General features: G+C 47.1%; 26 protein-coding genes and 2 pseudogenes. 16 read left to right on the forward strand and 12 right to left on the reverse strand.

Features of this window, described 5'->3' with window-relative positions; genetic code table 11:
• Window positions 1-131: 131 nt before the first annotated feature.
• From HPL003_RS29570 to HPL003_RS28825, 10 genes and pseudogenes are all read left to right on the forward strand, one after another.
• Window positions 132-283: pseudogene (locus HPL003_RS29570) on the forward strand (L-glyceraldehyde 3-phosphate reductase); the annotation flags it as partial.
• A gap of 576 nt (window positions 284-859) precedes the next feature.
• Window positions 860-1057, forward strand: coding sequence for a helix-turn-helix domain-containing protein (locus HPL003_RS02220; RefSeq protein ID WP_014278025.1), 198 nt, complete (start codon window positions 860-862; stop codon window positions 1055-1057).
• Between the two features lie 14 nt (window positions 1058-1071).
• Window positions 1072-1584 (forward strand): hypothetical protein, encoded by a 513-nt coding sequence (locus HPL003_RS02225; protein WP_148267366.1) that lies wholly within the window; start codon window positions 1072-1074, stop codon window positions 1582-1584.
• Window positions 1568-2020 (forward strand): DUF6075 family protein, encoded by a 453-nt coding sequence (locus HPL003_RS02230; RefSeq protein ID WP_014278027.1) that lies wholly within the window; start codon window positions 1568-1570, stop codon window positions 2018-2020. Before HPL003_RS02225 ends, HPL003_RS02230 begins: the two co-directional genes overlap by 17 nt.
• A gap of 48 nt (window positions 2021-2068) precedes the next feature.
• Window positions 2069-2242, forward strand: coding sequence for a hypothetical protein (locus HPL003_RS28820; protein WP_014278028.1), 174 nt, complete (start codon window positions 2069-2071; stop codon window positions 2240-2242).
• 12 nt (window positions 2243-2254) lie between these two features.
• A complete protein-coding gene (locus HPL003_RS02235; protein WP_014278029.1) occupies window positions 2255-2488 on the forward strand; it encodes a hypothetical protein in 234 nt (77 codons plus the stop codon).
• A gap of 313 nt (window positions 2489-2801) precedes the next feature.
• Window positions 2802-3248: a MarR family winged helix-turn-helix transcriptional regulator gene (locus HPL003_RS02245; RefSeq protein WP_014278031.1), complete on the forward strand. Its 447-nt coding sequence runs from the start codon at window positions 2802-2804 to the stop codon at window positions 3246-3248.
• A gap of 416 nt (window positions 3249-3664) precedes the next feature.
• Window positions 3665-4447, forward strand: coding sequence for a transposase (locus tag HPL003_RS02250; protein ID WP_238533437.1), 783 nt, complete (start codon window positions 3665-3667; stop codon window positions 4445-4447).
• 188 nt (window positions 4448-4635) lie between these two features.
• The gene (locus HPL003_RS02255; RefSeq protein ID WP_158308724.1) at window positions 4636-5025 is read left to right on the forward strand and encodes a hypothetical protein; all 390 of its coding nucleotides are present in this window, start codon (window positions 4636-4638) and stop codon (window positions 5023-5025) included.
• A gap of 557 nt (window positions 5026-5582) precedes the next feature.
• A complete protein-coding gene (locus tag HPL003_RS28825; RefSeq protein ID WP_158308725.1) occupies window positions 5583-5813 on the forward strand; it encodes a hypothetical protein in 231 nt (76 codons plus the stop codon).
• Window positions 5814-5966: 153 nt separating this feature from the next.
• On the opposite strand, the gene HPL003_RS02265 is transcribed toward HPL003_RS28825, so the two are convergent.
• The 3 genes from HPL003_RS02265 to HPL003_RS02275 form a co-directional block, all read right to left on the reverse strand.
• On the reverse strand, window positions 5967-6488 hold the full coding sequence (locus tag HPL003_RS02265) for a TetR/AcrR family transcriptional regulator (RefSeq protein WP_014278036.1): 522 nt from the start codon (window positions 6486-6488) through the stop codon (window positions 5967-5969).
• A 167-nt stretch (window positions 6489-6655) separates the two neighbouring features.
• Window positions 6656-7777: a HAMP domain-containing sensor histidine kinase gene (locus HPL003_RS02270; protein ID WP_014278037.1), complete on the reverse strand. Its 1122-nt coding sequence runs from the start codon at window positions 7775-7777 to the stop codon at window positions 6656-6658.
• A gap of 14 nt (window positions 7778-7791) precedes the next feature.
• The gene (locus HPL003_RS02275) at window positions 7792-8466 is read right to left on the reverse strand and encodes a response regulator transcription factor (RefSeq protein ID WP_014278038.1); all 675 of its coding nucleotides are present in this window, start codon (window positions 8464-8466) and stop codon (window positions 7792-7794) included.
• A gap of 144 nt (window positions 8467-8610) precedes the next feature.
• Between HPL003_RS02275 and HPL003_RS02280 the strand changes: the two genes are divergently transcribed.
• Both HPL003_RS02280 and HPL003_RS02285 read left to right on the forward strand, forming a co-directional pair.
• Window positions 8611-9564 carry an ABC transporter ATP-binding protein gene (locus HPL003_RS02280; protein WP_014278039.1) on the forward strand — a complete coding sequence of 318 codons (954 nt, stop codon included), beginning with the start codon at window positions 8611-8613 and terminating at the stop codon, window positions 9562-9564.
• Complete coding sequence (locus HPL003_RS02285; protein ID WP_014278040.1) at window positions 9561-10262, forward strand: ABC transporter permease; 702 nt, start codon at window positions 9561-9563, stop codon at window positions 10260-10262. The genes HPL003_RS02280 and HPL003_RS02285 overlap by 4 nt, the downstream gene beginning before the upstream one ends.
• A 421-nt stretch (window positions 10263-10683) precedes the next feature.
• Here HPL003_RS02285 and HPL003_RS02290 read toward each other — a convergent pair whose 3' ends face one another.
• The 5 genes from HPL003_RS02290 to HPL003_RS02310 form a co-directional block, all read right to left on the reverse strand.
• On the reverse strand, window positions 10684-10893 hold the full coding sequence (locus HPL003_RS02290; protein ID WP_014278041.1) for a hypothetical protein: 210 nt from the start codon (window positions 10891-10893) through the stop codon (window positions 10684-10686).
• A gap of 256 nt (window positions 10894-11149) precedes the next feature.
• On the reverse strand, window positions 11150-12358 hold the full coding sequence (locus HPL003_RS02295; protein WP_014278042.1) for an L-serine ammonia-lyase, iron-sulfur-dependent, subunit alpha: 1209 nt from the start codon (window positions 12356-12358) through the stop codon (window positions 11150-11152).
• A 22-nt stretch (window positions 12359-12380) separates the two neighbouring features.
• On the reverse strand, window positions 12381-13202 hold the full coding sequence (locus tag HPL003_RS02300; protein ID WP_238533438.1) for an enoyl-CoA hydratase/isomerase family protein: 822 nt from the start codon (window positions 13200-13202) through the stop codon (window positions 12381-12383).
• Between the two features lie 4 nt (window positions 13203-13206).
• On the reverse strand, window positions 13207-14046 hold the full coding sequence (locus HPL003_RS02305; RefSeq protein WP_014278044.1) for an enoyl-CoA hydratase/isomerase family protein: 840 nt from the start codon (window positions 14044-14046) through the stop codon (window positions 13207-13209).
• A 29-nt stretch (window positions 14047-14075) separates the two neighbouring features.
• Window positions 14076-15302, reverse strand: coding sequence for a M20 metallopeptidase family protein (locus HPL003_RS02310; RefSeq protein ID WP_043922541.1), 1227 nt, complete (start codon window positions 15300-15302; stop codon window positions 14076-14078).
• Window positions 15303-15526: 224 nt separating this feature from the next.
• Between HPL003_RS02310 and HPL003_RS02315 the strand changes: the two genes are divergently transcribed.
• Both HPL003_RS02315 and HPL003_RS28830 read left to right on the forward strand, forming a co-directional pair.
• A complete protein-coding gene (locus HPL003_RS02315) occupies window positions 15527-16840 on the forward strand; it encodes a hypothetical protein (RefSeq protein WP_014278046.1) in 1314 nt (437 codons plus the stop codon).
• Window positions 16837-17148, forward strand: coding sequence for a hypothetical protein (locus HPL003_RS28830; protein ID WP_014278047.1), 312 nt, complete (start codon window positions 16837-16839; stop codon window positions 17146-17148). Before HPL003_RS02315 ends, HPL003_RS28830 begins: the two co-directional genes overlap by 4 nt.
• Window positions 17149-17204: 56 nt before the next feature.
• Here the strand turns inward: HPL003_RS28830 and HPL003_RS02325 are convergent, their stop codons facing one another.
• Together HPL003_RS02325 and HPL003_RS02335 are read right to left on the reverse strand one after the other, a co-directional pair.
• Window positions 17205-18143 (reverse strand): VanZ family protein, encoded by a 939-nt coding sequence (locus HPL003_RS02325; RefSeq protein WP_014278048.1) that lies wholly within the window; start codon window positions 18141-18143, stop codon window positions 17205-17207.
• Window positions 18144-18755: 612 nt separating this feature from the next.
• Window positions 18756-19640, reverse strand: a complete 885-nt coding sequence (locus HPL003_RS02335; RefSeq protein WP_014278051.1) for a LysR family transcriptional regulator — start codon at window positions 19638-19640, stop codon at window positions 18756-18758.
• A 125-nt stretch (window positions 19641-19765) separates the two neighbouring features.
• On the opposite strand from HPL003_RS02335, the gene HPL003_RS02340 reads away from it, so the two are divergent.
• Both HPL003_RS02340 and HPL003_RS29575 read left to right on the forward strand, forming a co-directional pair.
• Window positions 19766-20713: an NAD(P)-dependent oxidoreductase gene (locus HPL003_RS02340; protein ID WP_014278052.1), complete on the forward strand. Its 948-nt coding sequence runs from the start codon at window positions 19766-19768 to the stop codon at window positions 20711-20713.
• Between the two features lie 122 nt (window positions 20714-20835).
• Window positions 20836-20949: pseudogene (locus tag HPL003_RS29575) on the forward strand (helix-turn-helix domain-containing protein); the annotation flags it as partial.
• A 310-nt stretch (window positions 20950-21259) separates the two neighbouring features.
• Here the strand turns inward: HPL003_RS29575 and HPL003_RS02345 are convergent.
• Together HPL003_RS02345 and sufB are read right to left on the reverse strand one after the other, a co-directional pair.
• Window positions 21260-21499, reverse strand: a complete 240-nt coding sequence (locus HPL003_RS02345; protein WP_014278053.1) for a NifU family protein — start codon at window positions 21497-21499, stop codon at window positions 21260-21262.
• Window positions 21500-21819: 320 nt separating this feature from the next.
• A complete protein-coding gene (gene sufB / locus HPL003_RS02355) occupies window positions 21820-23217 on the reverse strand; it encodes a Fe-S cluster assembly protein SufB (RefSeq protein WP_014278055.1) in 1398 nt (465 codons plus the stop codon).
• Window positions 23218-23243: the final 26 nt, after the last annotated feature.

Below are 23243 nucleotides of genomic sequence, written 5' to 3' on the forward strand. Positions count from 1 at the left end.
GATCGCGCTTCAAATTGGCCGCAGCACTCTGCCTCTGTCAGCCATCTCGCTAGGTCTGCAGCATAACTTTGAAAGGATCGATACATTCGAGAACGACAGCGCCATGGTCTCGCGGGCAGAAGATGTCGTAATTGGCCCTCTCCGGGGTGCTTCGTGGCGGTAGAGTGACCTCAGCATTGATCGGCGCTAGCAAAGTTAGTCAAATTGAGGATGCGGTATCGTTAAATGCACCGGAGCTTAGCCGGAAGAACTGGAACGGATCGAAGCGATTTTGCTCGGATAATTTACTTTCAATATAGGGGGCGGGGACAATAGTCCCCGCTTATTCTATTTTATCTACACTATTGTTTTCGAAAGCTATATTTGCACGTAAATATTATGGCGATAACAATCAAATATGCTGAACTATATGGTACACATCAGGGGTGTAAATGCCATTGCCGTATGTTCAATCAAAAACCCGTCTTTTCTCGATATCGATTCCTTCACATCCCCTTAGCGCAGCGCACCTTTGGATAATATAGTGAATCCCGGAACAGAAATTTGCCCCTCTACAATGACGTAGATACTTAATGGTATTGAGAACTAGTTGTCAACAAAAGTGCAGTTTGAAAACACACACAACAAGCTGATGGCTGCTTGCGGCGTTATACTAGGTCCAACTCTATGGCACACTGCAAAGCATTATCGGCGGGTTGACGCTGGTGCTGCTGATTGCTGTTGCCAGCAGTTTCCGCTTCGGCTTTCAAATTGCTAAACAAACAGCATTGCCACTGGCTCCTTTCTGGCTCTTGCGGCATCGCTGCTTTTTTTCTTTCGCATTAAAGCTATTTTTCATTTCGTATTAAGGAGGATAAATATGAATAGCGTATCTAATCTGCTTCATTTAGCACAACAAGGTGACAAAGAAGCTGAAGCCAAATTGATTATCCGTTATGAGCCAGTTATAAATAAATACGCTAAACGAAATGGAACCATTGATGCAGATTGCAAACAACAGTTGACAATTGCCTTTATTCTGGCAGTTCGTCGCTTTGATCTTAGTCGTTACAAATAATACAAGGACAAGCCATGTGGAGTTTGCTTCACATGGCTTGTCCTTGTTTTCACATACTGTATTCTAAATTATTTATAGAGAAATATTCGAGGAAGCAGTTGCTCTTTTCTCTCTTCCTCCCCATTTATATAACAGATGATGCAGAATTATCCCTACGTTCTGCCGTACATCTCTCCTATCTTACAACGGATGAACAGAAATTAATTGATGCTTCTATATCAGAACATGGCTACAAAGTGGATATGAAAAAATCTGAGCGTCTACAAGATTACGCTGGAAAGCTCACTTCAGAGCAGATAAACAAAATCTTGTCTGGCGAAGCCACACGCAAGCCGCGCAATAAAACGCCAGCACCCTTCAAGCTCAAGCATAAGTTATTAGCGAAATATTTTTCCTCAGCCCATAAAGCAGCCGAAGTCGAGGAGATCATCGACAAGGCATTGGAAATGTATTTCGCCCAACAACACCAACAAAATCCTGAATCCCATGAAAAAAAGGAGGACAACACCCATGAATCCGTTCTTTAAAGACATTGAGCATGAGCAATTCTATGAGGGCAATCTTCGTATGACTCACAGCCAACATGATCCGTATCGTCAGGCTTTCTTCTATATACTTGGTATTACGCCGCAAACCTGCCAGCATATCCACGACCTCTACGATTACGAAGAACAGGCAATTCGCTTGGAAGGTTTGGAACAAGGCTGGCAGACCAGCACTTCCGTAAAAATGACTCGTCTCGCCTTTAGCCTGTACAACGGTTATACCGGGGATGCCGAAGCAGGCCCGGATCATCCACGCTATTACAGTCCATATCATCTATTTGACACCGTACTGATGCCCTACTTCTTTGAAGTGATCAAAATTCGCTATGCGGAATATGCCCGTTCCCTGGAGCTGCCATACTTTGTATTTCCAACAACAGAGACAGAACACTATGCTTCATATGAACACGAAGCCTGAGACATATAGCGCCAGCCTGATTATTCTATTCGGAAAGGAGAGCCTGACATGAGCCGCATTCAGCCTTTGCGTCACCTGTACGCATCTGCTATTAGCGACATCACATCCAGCGGGAACGACTGGCAACACTATCTGCACTTTGCTGCATCCATCTACAAATACTCATTTGAGGGAAGCATAACGGAGATTGAGAAATTCGCGGAAGCGGTGCGCGGACACTGAGGTGTCGAAAGCATGCACTGGAGCCTGGATGTAACGTTTGGAGAAGATGGTTATCGGACGATGGAGCGAAATCAGGCAGGAAATGTAGCCGTGTTGAAGCGAATGGCGCTAAACCTGGTCATGCAAGATCAGAGTAAGCATGTGAAGCGAAGCTTGAACAAGCGTCGTTTTATTGCGAACACGAACACGGACTACGTGGATGAGTTGTTGCGCAGCTACGTGGCGACGTCCAAAGACGAGGAGTAGGCTTGCAGTCAGGCGACGAATGAAGCAAAAGCGAATCGGGACTGACGAGCCGTTATCGCAATGGGATGGTTGGTTTGACGATGAGCAAAAAACGGAAAGGAGAAGTGGCATCATTCGTTGGAGGAGCCTAAGCGCCGGGAATTCAAGCATCCATCTATTTTTTTTGAAAAGCAGAAGAACGATTCGAGGAAATATATGGGTTCGTGATTTCGCCGTGTTTGTCGTAAAAAGCCTTGATGACAAAAGGATAAAAAATAGGTATACTAGTAATTAGTCCGATTTCGTACTAATTTTCGAAGAGGGGTCATTCTGCATGGACAGTAACATAAAAGAAAGCATTCGGAACTACTATGAAGTGTACTTCGGGATTGGTTCCATTTATGACAAGTTGGCAAAGAAACACGGTATTACATCAGGGGTCTTATTTGTACTTTACGTTATTTATGAAAATCAAAACAATTGTACCCAGCGTTTAATCTGTGCCAAGCTGTTGTATCCTAAACAAACGGTAAATACGATTCTCGATTCGTTTCATAAACAAGGATACATTACCAAACGGGTCGCGAATTCGGATAAACGCAATAAGTATATCCTTCTGACAGAATCGGGGAAGAATTATGCTGAAAGCGTGCTGTCGGCTATGCTTCATCTGGAAGAAACAGCTTTTGAAAGGATGAGTGAAGAAGACAGGCAAGCTATGATGAAGGGTGAGCGTGCCTTTCTTGAGCAACTGACGCAGTTCGTGGATGAATTGGAGTAAAGGAATCCATTAACAGACAAGAGTTCGTCATGCATCACACAATTTAATGAAGAATCACCCCGATCAAGGAGGAGTATTTTGTATGAAGTATCTGATACAGTTTTTAAACTAGGCCTGCCCGTTTTACTAACCTGATGGAAAAATCCTCCTGAGGGGTAATAAAAGGTAAGGAAGGAGGAGGTACTCATGCCTTCAACCAAAAACCGGATTACCCCTGAAAAGAGAATGTATTTCCATAGTGAATTGCGACAATGCCCACACTGTGAGCAAAACTGAAACGGCACCATACGGCTTGGCATAAGTACGTGAACACACTTAGCGGAATCTTTGACGTCTGGAATATGGCCTATGCCTGCACGAACCCGGAGTGTACATATCCTGGATCCTATTATCGGTCTGCCGAAGCAGACGCGCTCGTGATGAAGCACACCTCCTACGGATTCGATGTTCTTGCTCTCGTCGGTCAACTTCGGTTCAAACACCACTACTCGCTTTCCGAACTGCATGAAGAATTGAACCGACGTGGAGTCGTAACCTCTGAGCGGAATTGTGAACGGCTCTACGAACGATACTTGACGCTGCTTCGTGCGTCGGTCACCGACCATCTTCGCGAGACCTTAGCGGAAGTAGTGCAAGAACACGGAGGTTTGCTGCTTTCGATGGATGGCGTCCAACCCGAAAAAGGAAATGAAACCCTATACGTGGTGCGCGAAGGATTTAGCGGCAGCATCCTTGCTGCGCAGAACCTCAAAAGCGGAAGCGCAGAGGAACTGAAGCGTCTGCTAGAGCCTGTGGAGCAACTTGGTTTTCCGATTATTGGACTACTTAGTGATGGCCAGCACTCTATTCGTCTGGCCATGTCCGGCCTGTGGCCGGATGTGCCCTACCAATATTGCCAGTACCATTATCTCAAAGATATTGCCAAACCCGTCATGGACCTGGACCGCAAGCTGAAGACGGGGATTAAGAAAAACTTACGTGGGATTCGCCAATTGGAAAAGCAGATTCAGACGGTGGACTCCGAAGATGCTGCTATTGCCAGAGACTATTTGGCTGCGGTACGTGCTGTATTGCTCGAGGATGGCAACCCGCCTCTAGATCTCCCGGGTATTCGAGTGTACGAAGAAGCCTTGGCGATTCGGAACTCGCTTCAACGAAGCGCTAAAAAAGGGGGTTCACCTACAGCGAAAAACTCCTGAAGTTGTTTGAAAAACTGGACGGTTTCCGCTCGCCATATGAACAAGTGAAGCTCTGGCTAAAGCCTCTTCAAGATGCTGCACATATTTTAAGTGCGCCAGGGCCGCAAACCGCTGATTGTGTTCGCGTGCAAATGCAGTGGTTACGCACCGAAATAAAGCAGAGCTATACCCGAAAAGAAGACACCGAAATGGTCGAGAACTTCGAGCGATATACCACCGGGTTCTGGAACGGTTTGTTTGCGTGTTACGATACGCCATACCTGCCAAGGACCAATAATGACCATGAACGATTTTTCCGCCGGACCAAAATACGTCACCGCCGAATGACCGGACTACGCAGTTGGAATCGCTACATCTGGCGCAGTGGTGAATTTGTCATTTGGGTAGATGACGCTTTAAAACAAGAGAATCTGTTGAAACGGCTGAGCCGTGTAGACTATGAAAGCTATCTCCACGAACGTAAGGGTTGGGAATCTCGACTGCTCGAAGGAACAAAGCGTCTTCGCTTCCGCAAAGACCCTAACCTTTATTTAAATCGCCTCGAAAACCGTGTCTGTTTGTTAATTGGGCAGGCCTAGAAAAAAAACTTGCCGGCCCACGAGACATTACTCCCGAGTTTGGATATGAGTCCCCTAGTCCGAGACTCAGCGGGACTTTAACCCACCTGATGATCGTGCTGCCACGCACGCAGTATGGCCCTCTCCGACTCCCTTCCCGCGGCTCGCCATTTCGCATTTTAGGCTGCTTATAGGGTTGCCGTTTACGGCGACTGGCCGCCGTGCGGGGGAGGGTCTCCCTAGTTCCAGACACAACTTTCACCACATGCCGATCCCTCTACACCGGAGAGTTCTTTCACGCTGCATTCCAAGTTCTTCGCGTGTTCCATGGTCTTCGCCTGCACCCCACGAGGCTCGACACTCCCTTGTCCCTTTCGGGTTTCAATTGACAATGCGGCAGGATTCACGGTTGTTACGGCCTGCGGTTTTGCGACTACGCTTTGCGCAGTTTTCACAAGGCTTCAGCCGCCAGATTTCTCTGACGTCTGCCTGCTAGCTACGAGGCGGCTTGGTCCCTACCTCGGCTGAACTTTCATCACCTAGTTGTGCCTAGCTTGGCTAGGCGCGCTGGGGGCTATTTGACGCTTACTTTTCTGCGAAATGTAGGAGATCAGCTCAATCGCTTCAACGATTTTTTTGGATTGACTTTCGAGCGTTTTCGCGGCATCTGCCGAATCATTGACAGTCTCGTCCAGCCTTTTGATGGTTTCAATTGTTTCCGTGACAACCGTTTCACTGGCCTGCGCGAGTTCGGAGGCTTGCTTAGAGGATTCAGCGGCCTGCTCGTTGCGACTCGATGTGTGAATTAGCGTTTCTTTGATCTCCCAGATGGCATTGGAGGCCAACTGAATCTGGCTGAGCTGAGCGGCGGCTCGAATTATTGATTAGTCAATAACAAAAATCTAGGACAAAGATACTGATTGATCAATTACTTTTTAATAAAATAAATAAACCTTGGAAGATTATTTATTTTCGTTAAACGCAAAAAGCTCCGGCAGATCCAAAAAGCAAGAAATGTTGCACATCATGCCCATCGCGATAAAAACAGTTGCATTTCTCTCTGCATCGGATATGCCTGCTGCTTTAAACCATTCCAGGGCATACGTTCTGATGCGGGATAACCCCGCTTTGGCGGCAGCCCGGATCGCTTCTTCGATGATGCCAATGCCGATCACCTGTAAAGCAATCTCATTGGGATATAGGACCGATAATTCTTCATAGGCTTTGACCAAGTCGCTGCCCAGTTGCTCCGGACTCGATTCGACATTTATAAACGTTTGGAGGATTCGATCAAACGCCCGATTCAAAACGGCAATGAAAAGCTCCTCCTTCGTCGGAAAGAAACGAAATACATAAGGTTGAGAGATTCCGGCCTTTTCTGCGATAAGGGCAGTCGTCGTGTTATAATATCCGCGCTGGGCGAATACCTCCAAACCTGCCTCAAGGATGTCCTCCTTCCGATCCTGTCCTTTCGACCTGACCATAGCAAGACCCATTTCATTAGTAATTGATCAATCGCATTAGCTCCATCTTTCATTCCCAACGCAAGGGGTCCTCGTCCCCGGTGCCCCGTCACCGGGGACTGCGGCACCGACAAGACCTTTTACCTCGGCGATGCTAACTGGCAACTGCATCAGAATTTTATCGTTCTTTATCTTGTTCTTGGCATGCTGGCAAACCCATTTTGCACGTTATAGGCCAGATTCGAAATGTCTGCCCCCAAAGGCAGCCTGATCGTAAAAATTGAACCTCGATAAAGCTCGCTTTCTACCTCAATCGATCCTTCGCACAATTCGACGATGCGCTTCACCAGCGTTAATCCGAGTCCGTTGCCCGCCGTTGCGCGCGAAGCATCGCCTTGATAAAACTTGTCAAACATCCGCCGCATCGTCTCTTTGCTCATCCCGCTTCCTTGGTCCTCAAGCCGAAACACCGCCTCCCCTCCGAACTGCCGTAAGCCAATCTTTAGCGTCCCTCCGCTGCGCGAATGCTTGATCGCATTATCCAACAAATTAATCCACACCTGCTGAATCAAATCTTTATTGCTGCGCATCTCGATCTCTTCGTCCAAATCAAGCTCCAAATTGAGGTTTCGGGCACTCCACTTCGGCTCCAGCATCAGAATTGCCAGCCTGACTTGCTCGTCCAAGCGGTAGGCGGACTTTTCGCTTACGATTTCAATATTTTCTACCTTCGACAAGTTGAGAATGCTGGTCGATAAGCCGACCAAACGATCGGATTCCTGGATAATGCTGTCCAGGTATTCCTGTTTGTCTTCCTCGCTGAGGCCACCCTTTTTCAGCAATTTGGCGAAGCCGCTGATAGAGGCAATGGGGGTCTTGAATTCATGGGAGAAGTTCCGCACGAAATCGCCGCGCAATGTCTCAATCCCTTTCAGTTCCTGCACCATTGTGTTAAAGCTAGCCGCCAGTGCATCCAGCTCAAACACAATGCTTCCCCTCGCCCTCACCTCGGCGGAAAAATCCCCTTTTGCCACCTTCCCGGTGGCTTCCATCATTTCCCGGATCGGCCTGACCGAGCGCCTGCTCAACAGCGCGGCAATCCCCACCCCCAGAAAGAGGCTGATATATAACAACACATACACCCCGCGAATGGGTTCCGGCTGATTCATGTCAAGCAGACCTGCCCGATAAAGCAAAAAAGCAAGCAAACCTGCAGAACCCATAGATAACACCATGACTACAAACACCAACGCAACCAAGGAAAACGCCAGACTGATTTTTTGTGGAAGAAACCTTTTCCTGCTCGGCATCCTGCTCATCCCTTTCACGCGCGCTTCACCATCTTGTATCCCAACCCGCGCACCGTCACGATTTCAAAATCAGAGTTGTCCCTGAATTTGTCGCGCAAACGATTGATATGGACATTCAGGGTGTGGCTATCGATCTCGGTTTCCAGTCCCCAAATTTCCTCCAATAAATGCAGACGGGTAAAAATTTTGTCGGTAGAGCTCATCAGCTTAAACAGCAGATGAAACTCCTTTTGGGGCAGACATGTTTGCTCCGATCCTCTTGTAACCGTTAAAGCGTTGTAATCCAAAATAGTATCTCCCAACACGAGTTTGTGCTCGCTGGCAATCTGCGCCCTTCGCAGCAGCGCCTTGATGCGGAACAGCAACTCCTGTCCGTCGAATGGCTTGGTCATGTAATCGTCCGTACCGGCAAGGAAGCCCTGGTGCTTGTCCGTCATTTCATGCATAGCCGTGACCATCAGGATCGGAATATTGTCCCTGACGCTGCGCAATTCCTCGCATAATTGATAACCGTCCATCTCCGGCATCATCAGGTCCAGCACAATCAGGTCAAATCGCCGCTCCTCCATCCTGCTCAGCGCTTCAAGCCCGTTTTTAACCGGATGGGCATTAAAGCCTCCATGCTTGAGCACAGCACATAGCAGCTTTTGCGTATTGGCATCATCTTCGACCACAAGAATATCGAACACTGCGTATTCCTCCCTCCACCGCAACATGATTATACTGTTCCAAAGCAAACCGAACATCAACCCCGATTTGCCACATCGCTTGAGGTTCAGTTGATATTCAGCGATTAAAGTTCTGCTTATCCCATTATAAAGAGAGGTTATGAAATGACAACAAGCAAAACTGAAAAAATGGTCAGTGCCAACGCTATCCATCTTGAAAATGTCAGCAAAAACTTCGGCAATTACCCGGCCGTGCGCAATCTTTCATTGGAGGTGAACCGGGGAGAAGTTGTCGGATTCCTTGGCCTGAACGGCGCCGGCAAGACCACGACCATCAAAATGCTCCTGTCCCTGCTGAGACCATCTTCCGGCAGCATTTACATGTTGGGGAGCAAGGTTGACGCCGGCAATTATAAGCTATGGGAAAAGGTAGGCTATTTAGAGGAGGCAACTTTTTATCCGGAACTTACGGTTACGGAAAATCTGGACATTGCCCGCAGGATGCACCTGATCTCCGACCGCAATTCCATTGCTCGCGTCATCGAGCAGCTTGATCTGGGCGCTCATCAGGACAAGAAGGCCAGAACGCTTTCCCTCGGAAACAAACAACGGTTAGGATTGGCAAAGGCTATGATCCACAACCCGGAGGTATTGATACTGGACGAGCCGATCAACGGACTTGACCCGGCCAGTGTTGTCGAAATCCGGGAGCTGCTGCTCGACTTGTCGCGCAATCGCGGCGTCACCATCCTCATCTCCAGCCACCTGTTAGAGGAATTATCCAAGCTGGTGGACCGTATAAGCATCATGCACAAAGGGCAGCTCATCCAGGATATGAAGGTAAGCCAAATGGAGCAAGCCCTGAAAAAAAGCGTCATCTTGGACGGACGCAATCGCGTTGCCCTGATGCGTATTCTTACAGAGCATGGGTACAGCTATGAAGAAGCCGCGGACGGGCGCTTGGCCTTGGCAGAAGGCCGCGCGATCACACAGCCGGAGAAAATCGCAGAAATTTTAGTGCGAATGGGCCAGCCGCCGACTCATCTGAGCGTCGTGACGGAAGATCTGGAAGGTTATTTCTTGCGCATGATCCGTACAGAGGGGAGGAAGCAGGCATGAAGCTCCTTTCTCTCCTTCACAACGAAGCTCGTAAAATAGGGCGTTCTGTCGTCTTTTGGGTTATGCTCGGGGCCTTTACGGCATTGCCCCTGATAATTGCTATGTTCAACAGCTCCGCAGCGCACTGGGAAGACTACTTCGCAGAGCTGCTCGGCTCCATAGGTGCCTTGCTCGTCGTAGGATTTTCATTCACCTCCGCCTGGGTATTTGGAGTGGAGTACACTAACAATACCATCAAGGACATCCTTGTGAAGCCGGTCCCCAAGACCTATACGGTATTGGCCAAATTTATCGCCATCGCGATCTGGAATACAGGAATGGCTATTTTCACCTTTACGGTCATCGCAGGCGCGGGTTCCCTGATTGGCGTCGGCGGAGGATCCGTATCAGCCATCTTGCATGTTTTCTGGCCATTCATGGCCGCCTGCCTGCTGATCATGCTCGTCAGCACGACGAGCGCTTTCATCGCCAATCTCACCCGAGGCTACCTCGCACCGATCGGAGTCACCTTTGTCATCGTCATCGTCTCCAATGTAGTCGTGCAGTTGGGCTTCGGACCTTATTTCCCATGGACGATTCCAGTCCTGCTGCTAACCGGAGCCGAGCTCCACTGGAGCAGCATGGCGATACTGGCTGCCACAGGACTAGCAGGATTCGCCGGAACAGTGGCTTGGTGGCGATTTGCCGAGCATAAGTAACAGCCCTGCTTTGGAAAAGTATAGCCTCTCGGTATCCGCCGAGGCAGATGGGACAAGGGGGGTTCCTTGAACCATCGTGCACCCTCCTACATTGTAGGAGGATTTTTACATTCCTTACCTATTGCACGCTGGGAAACTGTAGATACTTTTCTTCAAAAAAAAGCTTGACGTTTTTCACTTCCGCCTAAATCACGAGAAAGGTTGTCGTTTTTCCCATTCTCTCGATTGGAGCGTGTTGTCGTGAATACTAACATTATTAGAGTTTCTTATTCAATCTCCCGTAATCGACGTATTCATATACAATTTTATAATGGCATCGTATCCTTCTACCTCATATTGCCTAGGGATGAGGATCACATCATAATTAATTTCTCACATCCTAGTATAGCCATGTGACTCTTTTGTCCGAATATATGATCATCTATATGGAAAATTTGCGTTGATAACAGTCACTACCTAAACAGTTAAAAACAACTACCCAGCACACTACTATGTAGTATGATAAAAATAAATCCGGTCGAAATAAGCCCTGGAAGAACATCGGCAGACTGCGGTAGGCATTGCTGTGGGCATTGCTGTGGGCATTGCCCATGAATTTATAACCTATCACTCCAATGCGTAGCTGGTTCATTCGTAATCCTCCTTTACTTAATCCACTGCTGCGTGTACACGCATACATTTTCTCATCCCAGTTGTGCCCCGTTAATCACTTCTTGCCGGACGACCAACTCTGCCTTGGTCAGACTACCGGCTCGACCATGCTGAGACCGCAGCAGACCGCCTTACATAGCCTCCCCAAAAAGAACGTCCCTTGCTGCCGGTTGGCAGAAGGGACGTTCTTCGTCTCATTACACAAGAATGGAATTAATGCCCCATCATCGCATCATTTAGCTGTCCATTTTATAGAGCTTAGCGAGCCCGCCCTCTGAAGTTTCGCGGTAACTACTGTTCATATCCAGGCCTGTCTCATACATGGTCTGTACAACCAAATCAAAGGATATCTTACGGGTACCAGACAAGAATTTGGCCAGACTCAGCGCATTGATCGCCCGCATCGCACCGACAGCATTCCGCTCAATGCAAGGAATCTGAACCAGTCCGTTAATCGGATCACAGGTTAATCCCAAGTGGTGCTCCATGGCAACCTCCGCCGCATACTCAATCTGATCGATCTCCATACCAGACAGTTCAGCCAGTGCAGCTGATGCCATCGAGCAAGCCGTGCCAACCTCTGCCTGGCAGCCGCACTGAGCGCCGCTGATGGAGGCGTTCTGCTTGACCAGATTGCCCATGAGCCCTCCGACGGCCAGAGCCCTAAGAATCTGTTCGTCCGGGACCCGCATCTTCTCCTGCATATAACGGAGCGAGGCAGGGACAACACCGCTGGCTCCGCAGGTCGGAGCCGTTACGACTGTGCCGGCGGCGGCATTCTGTTCGTTGACGGCGAAAGCGTATGCGCTGACGATCCGGTTCTCCCGTGTCTCCGGGCTCTCATCCACATGCCCCTGATGATAGAGATATTTCGCCTTGCGTTCGACATTAAGACCGCCTTCCAGAATACCTGTGACGGACAGCCCTTCGTCGATCGAATACTTCATCGCTTCCCAGATTCCTTGGAGGAATTCCCAGATCTGTTTGCCTTCACGCTGCTCGACGTAATCGCTTAGCCGGATATGATTCGCTTTACAAAAGGTACTGATCTCTGCAAAGCTGTTCTCCGGGTAAACATCAGGCCCATGCGTCTCCTCCCGCCCCTCAATCACGATATCCCCGCCGCCGATACTGACAGCACGCATGGATGCGGTTTGCCGCCCGCCTTTGTAAGCGAACAAGTCCATGGTATTGGGATGGGGCAGAACAAAATCTGCCTGCGGAACAAATTGAACCTCCGCCCTAACGGGTGACAGTGCTCTAATAATAGCTTTGTCCGTCATATGGCCTTTACCTGTTTTGGCAAGAGAACCATAAATCAACGCCTTAAATTGGTCTGCATCTTCATTTTCTGATTTGAAGATTCTGGCCGCTTTCTCCGGCCCCATGGTATGGGAGCTGGACGGTCCACTGCCAATCTTATAGAGTTCAGTCAACGATCTCATAGCACCCATACATCCTTTCCGACTATTGCCCACTCCTCTGAAAACGTTCCTTGATCTTCATCAGCCGCTCATGAATTCCCTCTTCATCAATGGCCATGTCATACAATTGGTGAGTAAGCTGGAGACCTTGATCCTCTGCAAGAGCTTGTTTCCACAGGTGCGACACAATCGAATGAGTAAGATGTCTCACCGAGCGGGGGGCCTGAATAATGCTTTCTGCCAGCTCCCATGCCCGTGGAAGAAGCTGTTCACGAGGCAGCACCTCACTGACCAGACCGAGCTCTAATGCATCTTGGGCAGTAATGTTCATTCCCGTGTATGCGTAGTATGCCGCTTTCTTGCTTCCCAGTATCTTTTGAAGTGCCAGAACGATTCCATCTCCAGGAGGAATACCGCCCAGGTAATGGGCATCGAAGAACGCTGTGTCTTCCGCGCAAATGGTAATATCACAAAGCGTCCCCAGCTGCCAATGTGAGCCTGTGCCATTGATGGCCCCAATCGTAGGGATGTCAAGGCAATGAATCATATTTTCAATCATTCTTAGTGACTCATGGTACATTTCCAGCTTCCGGCGATTCGGCCAATCCATGAATTTGGTGGCCCAGACTTCAGGATTGCCTATCTGCCACAACTCTCCTGTCCCTGTTAGGATCATGACCTCATTCTCAGGATCACGGCCAATATCTGACCATACATGACCATATGCTGTTTGGACCGGCCAATCGAATTGTAACGGTCCCCCGTTAGTATGCATACGCACTTCGAGAATACCGCCGCGGCGGGTCATGAGGAATAAGTCCTTGTACTTCTCCGAGTATTCTTCGAACCGTGTAGGTCCCGTCATCTTTCTATTGAACATCTTTGCCCATTAGGCGTCCCTGCATTTTCTTCAGCCGCTCCAGCGCCCCTTCTTCATCAATAGCCATGTCGTACATTTGGTGGGCAAGCTGGAAACCTTGATCACTGACCAGGGCCTGCTTCCATGGACGGGAGATAATGGAGTGAGACAGATGTCTCGTTGAACGCGGTGCCTGCATGATCATCTCCGCGAGCTCCCAAGCGCGTGGAAGAAGCTGCTCACGGGGCAAGACTTCACTGACGATACCCAGATCCAAGGCGGTTTGACCATTGATATTCTTGCCGGTGTATGCGTAGTAGGCTGCTTTTTTGAAACCGATCATGCTCTGCAGTGTAAGCAGCATTCCATCTCCTGGAGGCGTGCCTCCCAGATAATGCGGATCGAAAAAGTCAGCGTCTTCCGTACAAATGGTAATATCGCAGAGTGTTGCAAGTTCACAGTGCGTTCCCGGACCGTTGACCGCCCCGATGGTCGGGATGTCAATGCAGAAGATCAAATTCTCAAGCAGTCTCAATGATTCATGGTACTGTTCGAGCTTCTTTTGCTTCGGCCAATCCATAAATTTCGTATTCCAGACCTCCGGGTCCCCGATCACCCATTTATCCCCTGTACCTGATATAATCATAACTTCGTTCTCCGGGTCGCGGCCAATATCTGACCAGGCATGGGACCATGCGGTATGGGCTTCCCAGGAATGCTTGTACGGCCCTCCATCCGTGTGAAGCCGCACTTCGATGATTCCGTCACGGCGGGTCATTAACAGGAATTCCTTGTATTTCTCCGAGTACTCTTCAAATTTGGTAGGTCCAATCATACGTCTCTCTGTCATTTTAATTCCTCCTAAGTTTGGTTTAGAACTTATCTATTACTTTCAAGCCAATCTCTGGCAAAAGCAGCGTAAGCCGCAGCCCCTCTATGAAGCACCTCATCCGAGAACATCGTCTTTGGATGGTGTACAGGGTATCTGTAACCTTCTTCGGCATTGCCTGCGTTAAGGAACACTGTGGTACTTGGCACCGCCTGTGATACAAATGCGAAGTCTTCTGATCCCATTAATTTACCACCGGATACCAGTTGGGTTATACCGATGAAGGAATTCGCGCCAAAAGTGTTGGCAATCGTCGTTCTCATTTGCCGGTTCAGCCCGCTGTCCGTTTTCACCTCAGGACATCCCCTCGTATAGATCACTTCCACCTTGGCCTGGAAAGTTTCTCCGATCCCTGCGGAAATTTCACGGATACGGGTCTCCATTTTATCCCGCAATGCGGCGTTAAAGGTACGTACACTGCCTTTCATTCTGGCCATATCGGGAATCACGTTGTTTGTACTTCCGCCTTCCATCACGCCAATGGTAAGCACTGCATTATCAATCGGCGATATTTCCCGGCTAAGGATACCCTGCAGCGCCAGATGAAGATGAGCCGCTACATTTAAGGGGTCCACTGCGGCCTCGGGCATTGCGCCATGTGAGCCCCTTCCGCGGATGATGATTTCGAACCAATCTGAAGAAGCAGATATCGCTCCACCTTCCTCAGGCACTACAAATTGTCCGATAGGAAGCGGCATTCCGGTCAATACGTGAAGCATCATGGCTGCATCCACCTTAGGATTGTCGAGAATCCCGCTCTCAAGCATCATTTTCGCCCCGTGCAGCGTCTCTTCACCCGGCTGAAACATAAGCTTAACCGTCCCGTGAAGCTGCCCTTCGTTAGCCTTCAGGATCTCCGCAGCTCCCAGCAGCATGGAAGTATGCATGTCATGACCGCAAGCATGCATGTTTCCATTCAACGACGCATAAGAAAGATCCGTTTCTTCTTGAATGGGCAGCCCGTCCATATCCGCACGGATCAGAACCACCTTCCCGTCATGCTGTCCGCCAATGGTAACCATTAAGCCTGATTCTCCTACGGGAGCGGGCTTAAGACCTATCGACTCCAGCGCCTCTTGAACGTATGCAGTTGTCTTGGGCAAACTTAGATCAAGCTCCGGAACCGCATGAAGATGATGCCTGTACATGACCAATTTGTCCTGCAGCTGATGAGCCATACTCCAAAAGTCTTCAGCTTCTTCACTCACAATGAACATCTCCCAAAGCACAAATTAAATGAACGTTAGAACAGAGTTAACATTCCCCCCTTTGTATTTTAAGACTTTTTAAGAACACATTTATCGTACTGGCATTTTTATTCGCTGTCAAGAGATATTAAGACATTTTAAGAACATTATTTCAGAGGCTGCCGGAACATTGTAATATCACATTTATTGTGATATAACTCTTTTGATTGAACTGTTTATGAAAGGAATCTATCATGAAAATCAAGCTGGGTATTATCACGCCTGAGACCCATATGGACTATTTCCGCGCCATTGAAGAAGAAATGCGGCCACTATGTCAGTTCCGGTTTCTTACCATCAGCAATTTCCGGGAAACAACAGACATCTATCTCAAAAACCTGGATTCGGTGGATGGATTTGTGATCAGCGGCAGGATGCTTTACGAGTCCATCGATAAGGAAAGCCTGGATGACAAGGTGCCTGTTCACATTTTGCAGGATGATGAGAACCTGCTGTACAGGGAGCTTTTCCGGCTGCTGGTTACAGAACATGGGCTGGATATCTCTCGGATCTATGTGGATTATGCGTATATCATCGAGTCTTTCAGCGAATTCCAGCAATACCTGACTCATGAGGGCAAACCCATTGACAGCGGAGATTTGCTCAAACGGGTGGAGACCATGCTGGAGAACCATATCACGCTGTGGGAAGATGAGAAAATAGACCTGTCCATCACGGCGTTCGGCCATTTTGTCCCGGAACTGCAAAAGCACGGAGTCAGATATATCTTAATCCGCCCCACCTTGGAGAACGTCAAAGAGACCATAAGCGAGATCATCAACGAAATTACCATCCTCAAGCTTAAGAACCAGAGGGCAGTTGTTGCATGCTTATCGGCCATAACAGAGCAGCCACCCTCTGAAGAGCAGCTTCATGAGCTAAAAGTCCTTGTCGGCAGGTTTCTGCACAGCATGAATCTGGCAGACACGGCCCAAATTTCAGAAGGCTTTGTCAGACTGTACACTACCTACGGAAATTTCATGAGGATCACCTCTAACGCGCATAACTGCACCCTGCTGGAGTATCTGGAAGGGCGCATAAGCGACAAGGTGAAGATTGGGTGGGGCTCGGGGCATGAATATTTTCAAGCGAACGTCAACGCTACCAAAGCTCACAGACAGGCGGAGGCCTTTACGGGCAGTTGCAGCTTTTTTATAGACGAGAATCAGAAGGTTGTCGGCCCCATGCGGAGCATGAATGTCATCCAGTTCTCCGAACAGGGGGACCCGGAAATCATTGCGTTAGCCAAAAGGATCGGAATCAACAACATCAATTTGCAAAAAATCATGTCCTATGCAGAAATCATGAGAACCAATAAATTATCCTCTGAGGATGTTGCCGAGTGCCTGTCCATGACCGTCAGAGGTGCAAACCGTATCCTTAACAAAATTGAAGAAAGTAAGTACGTACAAACGGTATTTGAAAAACGGGACAACAGTAAAGGGCGGCCAAAAAAATACTACGAGCTGTTGTTTCTTGACAACGAAGGACGAAAATTAAGCAAATGATGACCATTGGCAAAAAGGCATGTTTACTGGGTCAAATCACTCCCTGGCCGGACGACCAGCTCTGCACATGCTGCAGAAACCGCCGCGTTGCTGGTGAAGCATATTTCATCGAGTTAACCCGCGAGGCCAAGGGAACGGAAGCTGCACTCTTCCAGCTCAAGCATGGCTACATGCTCATGCTGGAACCGGGTGACCAGCTCCGGGAGGATGCTGCTGCCCAGGCCTTTTTCCACCATGGCAATAATGTCGAAATTGTCCCCGGCCGAGAACTGATGCCAGCCTTCTCCAGCACCTGCCGTACATCCTAGTCCGAATCAGCCTTGGGAATGATGAAGTCCTCGTAAGTCGAATTTAATCTATGGACTTAATTCCAAAAATATTGCATCTTCCTATACCCGACATCCCATACTTTTTCGTTCCCCTCAATAGTTATCGTGAGTTCGCCACCTGCTTGAATAGGAATACTAAACATTGCCGGGAACAGCTCGGGATGAAGGCGTTGACCTTCTCCAGAACTATTTAATACTTCTTGTCCATCAACGGAAACCCTAACGCTTCCCGAATAATCCGATGGTTCAGGCGTTCCATAATACAAAGAGAATATCATCTGCTCTTTATACTTATACGTAAACGTTTCTATATTCCTACCTTCAACGCCATACATATTAAAGCGGGGTTTTATGTCTTGACCGCTTATTCTAAAGCTATTTATATTGTTACCAGTTGATATATTTCCGGAACTGTCTATCAATTCGTTTATCGCCACAAAGGGACCTTCTTCTTTGGTTAACGCTTTATCCACAATCCCAGATAATCCCCATACCCCTAGAAACAGAACCATACAGGAAATGGAGGTTATTACAATATTGCGCCGAATATTACTTGAACGAAAACCAAGCTTGTACGCCCCAAAACCGACTGCTGCGCCTAATGAATTCAGAAGGGCGTCGTTAATGTCGAAGCTGCCGAGAAACGATAGTGCCTGTATGGTTTCCATCACAATAATCGCCAGAAAGAACAATGTAATGAAGCGAATAAAGGAGATCCGATATAACAATGGGATGAATATACCGAAAGGGATAAAGGCTATAAGGTTTCCGAATCCCACCAAATCCATGAGGGTAGGATGCAGAAGGTCAGATATTGTTGGCAAATTAAAGGGATTGTCCGGCAAAAAAATAAAGGTGTAGCCCGTTGTGTGCTCTGAGGCATCCATTCTATTAAAGGCAAAAAACATAAAATAAAGAATTAAAAGTGTATAGAGTATGGTTATGGTAAAAATAATCTTACGTTCTTTTGTCATTGTTAACTCCTCTATTGAGACCATACGTTCGGAAAAACTGGTCTTGTTTATTTTTCGATTTACACAATCACCATTAACATAAAAGTGAGTTTAATGAACTTCCCGCCACCAGCAGCTATACCGCATCGAAACCGGCTTCACAGGCCCTTCGCCAAAAGGAGGTGTGGATATCCCGCCGCCGAAGTATTCATACCCCAGAGTCCGCTACCTACGCTATATCTAAACATATGTAACAGCGTAGTACTCTCAAACCAATTCTCACCCGTCACATTCTCCAGCACCTTCGCATAACCGGCAAACCGCTCTAAAGCTGCATGATGATATCGTATAGATTCAGGCCATGATCCATCTGGATTCACACCAGTTGGGCCTTCAATATTGCATTCGCGTTGTTCAGCCAAGTATGCCGATTAGGAGAGTCCTCCAAAGCCATCATCAGCATGCCTGTACCAGCGCACATGTCGGTCTGCCAATTACTGCATCCCAACTTATATAAAGAACACAAACCTCGAAATTCTAAAAACCAGTTTGCTTCGCAAGCTTCAGACTAACACTCTATTTTCTTCATACACCAGTTTGCAAGCTCATAATCAATTGCAAGTATATCCCGGATCATTGTATTCCAAATATATCTTGCAGATAGTTATCAAGAATACGAAGGGGCTCGTGTAAAGCCTGGTTTGGAAACTTATGCGTTACCTTATAGCATATTCTTGGAGGCACAGAAACCGATAGTTTCTGGAGAACAAAATCTCCCATCCGCATCATATATTCGCCAATCGAAGCGGGCACGATCGTCCATTGTTTGGTGTCATTCAAAAAAGTAGTGATGAGTCCCGCTGTATCCAGATGAACACGGGATGGGCAAAGAGGATCCCACCACTGATCATGTCTGAATTGAAACTCTCTGTTCCAATTGATGAAGACTTCGTGCTGTGCCTCCAATTCTTTCATTTCAACCGCACCTCCAGCCTGACGCCCCGGCACAGCGAGACGCAGCAGCACCATTTCTTCCGTAAAAACCGGTTTAACCGTGACACTAGGCGACACGATTTCCCGCACCACAAATGCCACATCCATCTCGCGTCGCTCAATACTATCGAAAGCTTCCTGAGTATGCTGCGTACGAATTTGCAGACGGATTGACGGAGTATGCTGATTTAGCATTTTATACACAGGAGGCAAAACAAAATGACTTATACTTTCGGCAGCGCTTATGGCCAAACTTAACTGCGAACCGCTAGCCTGTAAGATTTGTGTTTCCCTCCAAAGAGCCTCCCAACGTTCCGCAATGCTAAAAAAGTTCTCCCCTTTTGGGGTCAGACTGATTTTGGATGCCCCTTTTCTCCGCTCAACCAAAAGGCCGCCCATTTCCTCCTCCAATGTCTTTAACCGGTAGCTTACCGTCGCTTGTGACAAGTGCAGCCATTCGGCCGCCTTGCTTATATTCTGGGTCCGTACAATAGCTAAAAATGCTTCAATCCCAGGAAAATACATAGAATATCCCCTCAATATATAGAAATACTTAATATAGTTCTCGAAATATTTGAGTTTTACACCATTATTCTTCATATTTAAAATTATCATTAATCAAGACAAACAGCAACGAAGGGTGGTTTAACATGAAAATTCTTATAGTTGGTTATTTTAACGAAACCTCAAAATCAAATATCGCAAGATATTTTCCGCAAGATTGGAACGTAGTTATTGTCCCGCCCGGAAAAGAAATGCTGCATCATATTGAAGATTGCCAGGTCATAATCCCTGAACATATTAAAGTAGATCACAGCCTGCTTTCTACTGCAAAAAATTTAAAGTTGGTACAGACAGGTGCAGGATTTGATAATGTGGATATCCCTGCCTGCACACAACGTGGCATTTGGGTGGCCAATGCTGCAGGCGTGAATGCACAGACAGTGGCTGAGCACGTCATGGCACTGATCTTGTCTTATTATAAAAACATACCGTTTCTGGATGCGTTCATGAAAAACAGGATGGATGAACATCATTTGGACTATACCGGATGTGAATTAGAAGGTAAAACCATTGGGATTATCGGTTTGGGCGCTATCGGAAAAAAAGTAGCTGCGTTTTGCCGAGTGTTTGATATGAAGGTGCTGGCTTATAAGAGAAATCCCGTTGCACAATCGGACGGTTTTGTGAAAATGACGGATTTCAATACTCTTGTAAGCACATCGGACATCGTCAGTGTACACTTGCCCTTGAATCCGCAAACCAAGCAGTTGATCAACAAAACGGTATTCCAGAAAATGAAGAGTACCGCTTTGTTTATCAATACGGCCCGCGGCGGGATTGTCAACGAACGAGACTTGATTGATGCTCTAAAAAACGGGGATATTGCCGGCTCATGCCTGGATGTGTTTGAAACTGAACCGCTTCCTTTGGACAGTGAGCTCCGGAATCTGGGTAATGTGATCCTTACGCCCCATACAGCAGGAATGCCTGATGGCCGGAAATTTCATAAAAAAAGATATGATTTTTTTGTCAATAATATAAAACGTGTAGAAAATGGTGAAGAGCCTGAAAGCAAGCTCAATCAGTTGTTATAGTTTTGATGCAATAAAAATGAGCCGTCGGACGCAGATCCTTGCAACTGCGTGCTTCCCGATAATTCGGGCAGGGACGGATGATGCTGCCGTCAGGCTAATAGCAACACACCCGTTATGAGCCAGTTATCAATAAATACGCAAAACGAAATGGAAGCATTGAAGAAGATTGCAAACAACAGTTGACAATTGCTTTTATACTGGCAGTTCGTCGCTTTGATCTTAATCGCTACAAATAATTACGTGCAAAGCCATATGGAGTACACTTCATATGGCTTTGCACTTTTTTTCACTTATTTAATTTTAGCTAAATATTATCATTTGTTGACGCTAGTTGCCTTTCTCGTTCCAAATCCCCATTTATATTATAAGAATTGATAACTTTGATTGATTCTTGATCTTTTATACCTTCGTATTATTTACTTCAAGTGTGCTCCTTTCTCTATGGTGAGAACGAGCGAATGAGTGATGACAGCTCTCTTAAGATACCTCAGACACACAGCATGCGTACATTTGAGGATACATTTAGTGTCTTTTACCTAAATAAATTCAGAATACTTGTACAACTTCTTTAATATCTTCAATCTCTTCAAGAATTGCACGTTCAATAGCAGCCTTTAACGTAATCGTCGCACTTGGGCAACCGTTGCAAGCTCCCAAAAATCTTAATTTCGCTATACCGTTCTCAACCTCGACCAGTTCAGCATCTCCACCGTCACGCAGTAAGAAAGGACGTAGTTTGAGAAGCACTTCCGATACTTCATCGAATAAAATTCCATTCTCCTCCATTATGCCAGCTCCTCTCATTGTTTTACCAACAGTCAATTCATGCCTTTTTTCACCCTAGATGTCTGAGTGATCCTTTGCTTTTTGCCTAAGAATGGCCTCTTGATCCGAAAGTTCCCTTATAAGCGTATAAATAGAGTCTAAAGGTATCATCACACCACAACTTGCGCTCAATCCTGACAGCATATTGAAGTAGAACTGAAGTTTCCGTATCTCTCGGGTAATTTGAGCTAGTTCTGAATTGTCCGAATTATGTTTCTTCATTACTAACACCTCGTACTTCTTTAAAGAGTGACAAAGGTTTGATCTATTAAATTATTGAATCAACCGATGCTTCCTTCCATTTCAAATTGAATCAGCCGATTCATTTCAACGGCATATTCCATCGGCAATTCTTTGGTAAACGGCTCAATAAAGCCCATTACAATCATTTGTGTGGCATCTTGTTCTGTAAGCCCGCGGCTCATTAAGTAAAACAATTGTTCCTCGGACACTTTGGATACTGTTGCCTCATGCTCCAAAGTAATCTGATCGTTTTTAATTTCATTGTACGGAATCGTATCTGATGTTGACAGGTTATCCAAAATCAACGTATCACACTTAATATTGGACTTGGATCCTGCGGAATCGCGGCTGAAGCTTGACAATCCCCGGTAGTTTACTTTGCCGCCATGCTTGCTGATGGATTTGGATATAATCGTAGATGTTGTCTCGGGAGCAAGGTGAATGACCTTCGCGCCGGCATCTTGATGCTGATCTTTACCGGCTACGGCAATAGACAGGATGGACCCCTTGGCTCCCCTTCCTTTCAGTATTACAGCCGGATACTTCATGGTTACCTTGGAGCCGATGTTGCCGTCCACCCATTCCATTGTGGCATTTTCCTCTGCCACAGCCCTTTGGGTTACCAAGTTGTAGATATTAGGCGCCCAATTCTGGATTGTCGTGTAACGGACACGGGAATCTTTCCGGCAAATAATTTCAATAACTCCGCTATGCAGAGAACTGGTACTATAAATAGGCGCTGTGCATCCTTCAACATAATGGATAAAACTACCCTCTTCGGCAATAATTAATGTCCGCTCGAATTGTCCCATATTTTCAGAATTAATACGAAAATACCCTTGTATAGGAACCTCACACTGAACACCCCTCGGGATGTATACAAAGCTGCCACCTGACCAAACCGCACTGTTAAGCGCCGCAAATTTATTGTCGGCGGGAGGGATGATCGTTCCAAAATGTTGCTTGAACACTTCAGGATATTGCTTTAAAGCAGTATCCGTATCAAGGAAAACAACGCCCTGATCCTCCAGTTCCTTCCGCATACTGTGATAGACTACTTCCGACTCGTATTGAGCGGATACGCCTGCCAGAAACTTTTGCTCCGCTTCAGGAATCCCTAGCTTGTCAAAGGTTGCTTTAATCTCGGAGGGAACCTCCTCCCAGGTCTTTCCCTGTTTTTCGGAAGGGCGAACGTAATATTGGATGTTATCAAGATTTAGTCCAGACAAATCCGCTCCCCATTGAGGCATCGGCATTTTGTAGAATTGCTTCAAAGCTTTCAGCCGAAAATCGAGCATCCACTCCGGCTCTTCCTTAATTCGGGAAATTTCTCGGACAATCTCTTCAGTTAGACCTTTTCCAGATTGAAAAATAGACTGGTGCTCATCGCGAAACCCATATTTATATTCACCCATATCCGGCGCTTTTTTAGCCATTGTTATCGCTCCTTTTAACTCTCATA

The sequence above is a fragment of the Paenibacillus terrae HPL-003 genome (assembly GCF_000235585.1).
GTDB lineage: Bacteria > Bacillota > Bacilli > Paenibacillales > Paenibacillaceae > Paenibacillus > Paenibacillus terrae_B.